Source organism: Dietzia sp. B19 (assembly GCF_014145155.1).
GTDB classification, from domain to species: Bacteria; Actinomycetota; Actinomycetes; order Mycobacteriales; family Mycobacteriaceae; genus Dietzia; species Dietzia natronolimnaea.
Genome location: NZ_JAALED010000204.1, coordinates 1 through 6203, shown reverse-complemented (window position 1 = coordinate 6203; position 6203 = coordinate 1). Strand labels below are relative to the sequence as shown.

Here is a 6203-nt window from a genome sequence, read left to right as displayed (position 1 = left end):
CGCGGCGCCGCGGTCGATGCTCACGATGGCGCCGGTCCACACCCCGTGGCGCCGGCCGGCCTCCGCGACGGCGGGGAGGATGAACGCCAGGGCGTCCTCGGCCGTGTCGAAGGCGGCGGACTTGTCCGGGATGGAGGCGAACTCCAGCGCCACGACGCCCTGGGCGGCGGCGTCGGCCACCACCTCGTCGAGCAACCGACCGAGCCGCTCCGGGGTCCGCAGGAGCGAGATGAGCAGGCCGTAGGCGTCGAGGAAGCGGGTGAAGTCGGGGAACTCGACGAGCGGCGGGACCTCCACGCCGTCCTCGGCACACCACTCGCGCATGGTCTCGGCCCGCATCGCGGCCTCGAGGTGGACGTGCAGGTGCGCCTTGGGCAGGGCGGCGAAGCGCTCGTACGCGGGGGAGTGCGCGGCCGGTGCCGGGTGGCTCATCCCTTCGGTTCGACGTCGCGCGCCTCGTCGGCGACGTGCTGCAGCGTCATGGGATCGGAACCGTCCCAGGACGTGACGTTCCGGGCCTGCGGCAGGTCGTCACGGTGGAACACCGGGTTGTGGCCCTTGGCCTTCTGCCGCAGGTAGTGCTGGAGCAGGGCCACCGCGAGACCGCTGAGCGGGATGATCGCGATGAGGTTGATGGTGGCCATGACTCCCATGAACAGGTCCGCCATGTTCCAGATGAGGTCGACCGACCCCAGGCAGCCACCGAGCACGGCCAGGATGACCAGCACGCGGAAGACGCGCAGGGCCACGGGGCTCTCGCGCAGGAAGCGGATGTTGGCCTCGCCGTAGTAGGAGTTACCGAGGATCGAGGAGAAGGCGAGGAAGAAGATGACCACCATGAGGAAGGGCACGCCCCAGTCGCCGACCTGGGAGGCCAGTGAGTCCTGGGTGAGGGTGATGCCCTCGCGGTCGCCGCCGAACTCCGGGTTGGCGAGCAGGATGATGAACGCGGTGGCCGAACACACGACCAGGGTGTCGAAGTAGACGCCGAGCGCCTGCACCAGGCCCTGCTTGACGGGGTGGGAGACGGAGGCGGTGGCCGCCGCGTTGGGGACCGAGCCCATGCCGGCCTCGTTGGAGAACAGTCCACGCCGCATGCCCTGCATGATCGCCGCGCCGATCGCGGCGCCCGCGACCTCGCGGAAGCCCAGGGCGTGGCCGACGATCAGGGAGATCATCTCCGGGACCTCGGTGATGTTGATCGCCACCACCACGAGGGCGACGACGATGTAGGCGATCGCCATGAGCGGGACCACGATCTCGGTGACCGCGGACAGTCGCCGGATGCCGCCGAAGATCACCGCGCCGACCACCAGTGCCAGCACGACGCCGATGACCAGGCCGGACCCGAGCCCCTCGAGGCCGAACTGGTTGCGTACCGAGGCCGAGATGGAGTTGGCCTGGACGGCGTTGAAGACGAAGCCGTAGGTCACGGTGATGATCACCGCGAAGGCGACCGCCACCGGCTTCCACCCGAGGCCGTCGCGGATGTAGTAGGCGGGGCCGCCGATGTAGGAGTCCTTGCCCCGGACCTTGTAGAGCTGGGCGAGTGTGGACTCGACGAACGCGGTGGCGCCTCCGATGATCGCGAGCACCCACATCCAGAACACTGCACCGGGTCCGCCGACCGTGATCGCGATCGCGACGCCGGCGATGTTCCCGGTGCCCACGCGGGAGGCGGCGGAGACGGTGAAGGCCCGGAAGGCGGAGATGCCCTTCTTGTCCGGCTCGATGTCCGAGGGCTTCTCGACGATCGTCCTGAACATCTCCGGGAACATCCGGATCTGGACTATCAGTGTGGTGAAGGAGAAGTACAGGCCGGCGATGACGAGTAGCGCGATGACCGCGTACCAGTAGACATCGTTGACGGATGCTATGAAGTCGGCGAGAGCGCTCACTCGGGAGACGGTAGTCGATCATCGCTGATGTGACGATGCGACTTACCCTGGGTGTCGTGACCGATTTATCGCCCACTGCTCCGGATGTCGCAGTCCTGTTCGAGGGCGGGGGGATGCGGGCGGTCCACACGGCGGGGGTCGTGGAGACGCTCATCGATGCGGGCATCCACGGTGGGATGGCTGCGGGGATCTCCGCTGGGGCCACGCACGTGGCCAACTATCTGTCGCGCGAGGGCGTCCGCGCGCGGAAGAGCTTCGTCGAACTCGCGGCGGACCCCAACTTCGGGGACTGGCGCAGCTTCGCCCGGGGGAAGGGGCTGTTCAACGCCGAGTACATCTACGAGCAGACCGGTCTGCCGGACCAGGTGTTGCCGTACGACTTCGACACGTTCTCCAGCAGCGGCACGGCCGCGAGGATCGGGACCTTCCGGTGTTCGGACGGTGCCACGGTCTTCTGGACCGAGGAGGACGCCTCGAGCATGCCGGAGCTCATGCGGATGGTCAGGTCGTCCTCGACGATGCCGGTGTGGATGCCGCCGGTGCTGATCGACGGCGAGTACTACGTGGACGGGGCCCTGGGCCATGACGGCGGGATCCCGCTGTCCGCGGCGCGGGAGGCCGGATACGAGAGATTTCTGGTGGTGCTGACCCAGCCGAGTGGATACCGGAAGATCCCGCCGCGGCGACTTACCCCGTTCTACCGCTCGTACTTCCGGCGGTTCCCGGCGGTGGGGGAGGCCCTCCTGCACAGGTGGGCGCTCTACAACGAGACGCTCGACGAGATCGAGGCTCTCGAGGAGTCTGGCGACGCGGTGGTGTTCCGTCCGGAGCGCGTGTTGATCCGGAGTTACGAGCGCAGGGTCGACCGTCTCGCGGAGGCCTACGTCCTGGGGAGGGAGCAGGCGCGGCGAGAGGTCGACGTCTGGCTTGAGTTCTGCGGGATGTGACGGGCGCGCGAGATGACACGCCCTGCGAAATGCGAAGCGCCCCGGTGGCGGACCACCGGGGCGTGTCGAGTTTCGCTCAGGAACCGAAGAGCGCCGCGCCTCCGGCGAGGGTGCCGAGGATGTAGGCGGGCAGGCCGAGGAAGCCGTCGATCGCTGCCGAGCCGGTGCCCGTGTCGGGAAGGAGATCGGCGGAGCCGCTGGCGAGGTTGGCCCAGAATTTAGAGAACATGTGATGTCCTTTCGAGAGAGGGTGCCCCACGGGGTGGTGGGGTACGTCACTCACGGTACGGACGAATGCCGACCGTTTCCACACTTCGTCTGCCGAGACAAAGCTTCTCAGCGTATTCGTAACAGTTTCGCTGCGGGGTTCCTACTTGATGAAGATCGTCCTATAGTCGGACCAGGGCGACCGAGATGTAGTCCAAGGGGTGGGCTGACCAGGGCCGCTCTGGAAGGAGTTCATCATGTTGGGAAGTCTCTATGAGGTCGCCGGTTCGTCTATTGAGGCGACGGCCAGCCTCGCCCAAGATTCGGGATCGACCCTGGTCGATGTAGCCACCGCTCTGCCGACGTTGGTTCTCGCCTTGCTGTGGGAGACCGTGTTCGGTGTCGCCGAGGACCTCGGGTCGTCGATGCCGGTGTTGTGACCGCCTCCACCGCGCCGCCCCGGCCCCGGTCCTCACCTACGGGCTGGGGCCGGTCGCGTGAACCTCGCCGGGGGTAGCACTCATTAGACAGACCGGTCTGTCGACCGCTACCCTCGCGGACATGACCGGTACAGACGCCGCCGCCCGCCCCGCTCGTCCCGCCCGCGCCCCCAAGCCGCAGGGCCAGTGGAAGATCGACGGCAAGCTCACGCTCAACCACAACGAGGAGTTCAAGCTCACCGACGACGCGCTCAACGTGCGCCAGAGGATCCTCGACACCTACTCCAGGGAGGGCTTCGCCTCCATCCCGTCCGACGACCTGTCGGGACGGATGCGCTGGTGGGGCCTGTACACCCAGCGCAAGCAGGGGCTGGACGGCTCGCGGACCTCCAAGCTCGAGGCCGACGAGCTGCAGGACGAGTACTTCATGATGCGGGTCCGGACCGACGGCGGCGCGGTGACCACCGACCAGCTGCGGGTACTGGCGGGCATCTCGACCGACTTCGCCCGCGGCACCGCGGACATCTCCGACCGGCAGAACATCCAGTACCACTGGATCGCCATCGAGGACGTGCCCGAGGTCTGGCAGCGGCTCGAGGACGTCGGGATCGACACGGTCGAGGCCTGCGGTGACTGCCCGCGCGTGATCCTCGGCAGCCCGGTCGCCGGCGTGGCCGAGTCCGAGATCCTGGACCCGACCCCGGTGATCGCCGAGATCAAGGCCAAGTACATCGGCACGCCCGAGTTCTCCAACCTGCCGCGCAAGTTCAAGTCCGCCATCACCGGGCACCCGAGCCTCGACGTGGTCCACGAGATCAACGACATCTCGCTGGTGGGCGTCCGGCATCCGGAGCTCGGCCCGGGCTACGACCTCTGGGTGGGTGGCGGTTTGTCCACCAACCCGCAGCTCGCCACCCGCATCGGCGTGTTCGTCCGCCAGGAGGAGGCCGCCGAGGTGTGGGCCGGCGTGGTGGGGATCTTCCGCGACTACGGCTACCGGCGCATGCGCACCCGCGCCCGGCTCAAGTTCCTCATCAAGGACTGGGGTGCCGAGAAGTTCCGCCAGGTCCTCCAGGACGAGTACCTGGGCCGCGAGCTCCCGGACGGACCCGCTCCCGAGCGTGGCGTGGGTTCGGGCGACCACGTGGGCGTCTACGAGCAGAAGGACGGCCGCTTCTACGTCGGCGCCGCCCCCACCGTCGGCCGCGTGGGCGGCGAGAAGCTCTCGCAGGTCGCCGACCTCGCCGAGGCCGCGGGCTCCCACCGGGTCCGCTTCACCCCGCACCAGAAGCTGCTCGTCCTGGACGTCGAGCCGGAGAAGGTCGAGGAGTTGGTCGAGGGACTGGCCGCCATCGGGCTGCACGCCCGCCCGAGCTCGTTCCGCCGCTCCACCATGGCGTGCACCGGCATCGAGTTCTGCAAGCTCGCCTTTGTCGACACCAAGGACACCGCCACCGCGCTGATCGGCGAGCTCGAGAACCGGTTCGCCGACGACGCGCCCCTGCGCACGCCGTTGTCGATCCACCTCAACGGCTGCCCCAACAGCTGTGCGCGCATCCAGACCGCCGACATCGGCCTCAAGGGCCAGCTGCTCGACGGCGACACCCCGGGCTTCCAGGTCCACCTCGGTGGCGGCCTGGCCTCCCAGGACCAGGAGTCGGGTGGGCTCGGCCGCACGGTCCGCGGACTCCGCGTGCCGTCCGCGGACCTGCCCGACTACGTGGAGCGCGTGATCCGCAAGTACATGGAGACCGGTGCCAGCGGCGAGACGTTCGCCGAGTGGGCCCACCGTGTGGAGGAGGAGGTTCTGGTATGACCGCAGTCGCACTCGATCTGCTGCCCCGCAGCACCGTCCTGACCCCCGGCCCCGGCCGGCGTCGGACCACCGAGGAACTCAAGGCCATCGCCGAGGACGCGGCGCGTCGATTCGACGACCGCGGGCTCTACGGCCACCACGGCGAGGTCGACCCCGCCGAGGTCCTGGCCTGGGCGGGCGAGACCTTCGGCGACGCCCTCGCCGTGGCCTGCTCGATGGCCAACACCGTGGTGCCGGAGATGACCGCGCAGTACGCCCCGGGAGTGGACGTGCTCTTCCTCGACACGGGGTACCACTTCTCGGAGACCATCGGCGTCCGGGACGCCCTCGCGTCCACACCGGGCCTGAACGTCGTGGACGTGCGCAGCCCCGCGAGCCGTGAGGAGCACGAGGCCGCGCTCGGCCCGCGCCCGTTCGAGACGAACCCGGAGCTGTGCTGCCGCCTGCGCAAGGTGGAGCCGCTCGACGCGGCGCTGTCCGGATACGAGGCGTGGATCACCGGTCTGCGCCGGGTGGACACCGACCACCGCGCCGGAGCGGCGATCGTGGAGTGGGACGCCAAGCACTCGATGATCAAGATCAACCCGCTCGTGGCGTGGACCCTGGATCGCGTCCACGCCTACGCGGAGGAGCACGGGTGCCTCCTCAATCCCCTGCTCGACGACGGCTTCCCGTCGATAGGCTGTGAGCCGTGCACCCACCGCGTCGAAGCCGGAGCGGATCCGCGCTCAGGTCGCTGGGCCGGTTCCTCCAAGACCGAGTGCGGCATCCACCTGTGACGATCGCGTTCGCTGACGCCGCCCCCGCGGCCGAGCGGCCGGCGGCACCCGCGTTGGACGGCCTCCCCCTGACGGTGGGGCTGTCCGCGCGCGAGGTGCTGGTGGTGGGCGCGGGG

At 68.8% G+C, this 6203-nt stretch carries 6 protein-coding genes and 1 pseudogene; 4 read left to right on the top strand and 3 right to left on the bottom strand.

The features are described from left to right. Nucleotides 1–432: pseudogene (locus tag G6020_RS06860) on the bottom strand (adenosine deaminase); the annotation flags it as partial. Continuing rightward, nucleotides 429–1898 (bottom strand): amino acid carrier protein, encoded by a 1470-nt coding sequence (locus tag G6020_RS06855; RefSeq protein WP_182610108.1) that lies wholly within the window; start codon nucleotides 1896–1898, stop codon nucleotides 429–431. The gene G6020_RS06855 and the pseudogene G6020_RS06860, both read right to left, overlap by 4 nt. A gap of 56 nt (nucleotides 1899–1954) precedes the next feature. Here G6020_RS06855 and G6020_RS06850 point away from each other — a divergent pair, with 56 nt between their 5' ends. Next, nucleotides 1955–2845: a patatin family protein gene (locus G6020_RS06850; protein ID WP_347237777.1), complete on the top strand. Its 891-nt coding sequence runs from the start codon at nucleotides 1955–1957 to the stop codon at nucleotides 2843–2845. Nucleotides 2846–2921: 76 nt separating this feature from the next. On the opposite strand, the gene G6020_RS06845 is transcribed toward G6020_RS06850, so the two are convergent. Next, complete coding sequence (locus G6020_RS06845) at nucleotides 2922–3074, bottom strand: hypothetical protein (RefSeq protein WP_182610107.1); 153 nt, start codon at nucleotides 3072–3074, stop codon at nucleotides 2922–2924. Between the two features lie 235 nt (nucleotides 3075–3309). On the opposite strand from G6020_RS06845, the gene G6020_RS06840 reads away from it, so the two are divergent. The 3 genes from G6020_RS06840 to G6020_RS06830 all read left to right on the top strand — a co-directional run bounded on the left by G6020_RS06840 (nucleotide 3310) and on the right by G6020_RS06830 (nucleotide 6087). Further along, nucleotides 3310–3492: a hypothetical protein gene (locus G6020_RS06840; RefSeq protein WP_182610106.1), complete on the top strand. Its 183-nt coding sequence runs from the start codon at nucleotides 3310–3312 to the stop codon at nucleotides 3490–3492. Nucleotides 3493–3613: 121 nt separating this feature from the next. Next, a complete protein-coding gene (locus G6020_RS06835; protein ID WP_182610105.1) occupies nucleotides 3614–5308 on the top strand; it encodes a nitrite/sulfite reductase in 1695 nt (564 codons plus the stop codon). Beyond that, a complete protein-coding gene (locus G6020_RS06830; protein ID WP_017837640.1) occupies nucleotides 5305–6087 on the top strand; it encodes a phosphoadenylyl-sulfate reductase in 783 nt (260 codons plus the stop codon). The genes G6020_RS06835 and G6020_RS06830 overlap by 4 nt, the downstream gene beginning before the upstream one ends. Nucleotides 6088–6203 lie beyond the last annotated feature (116 nt).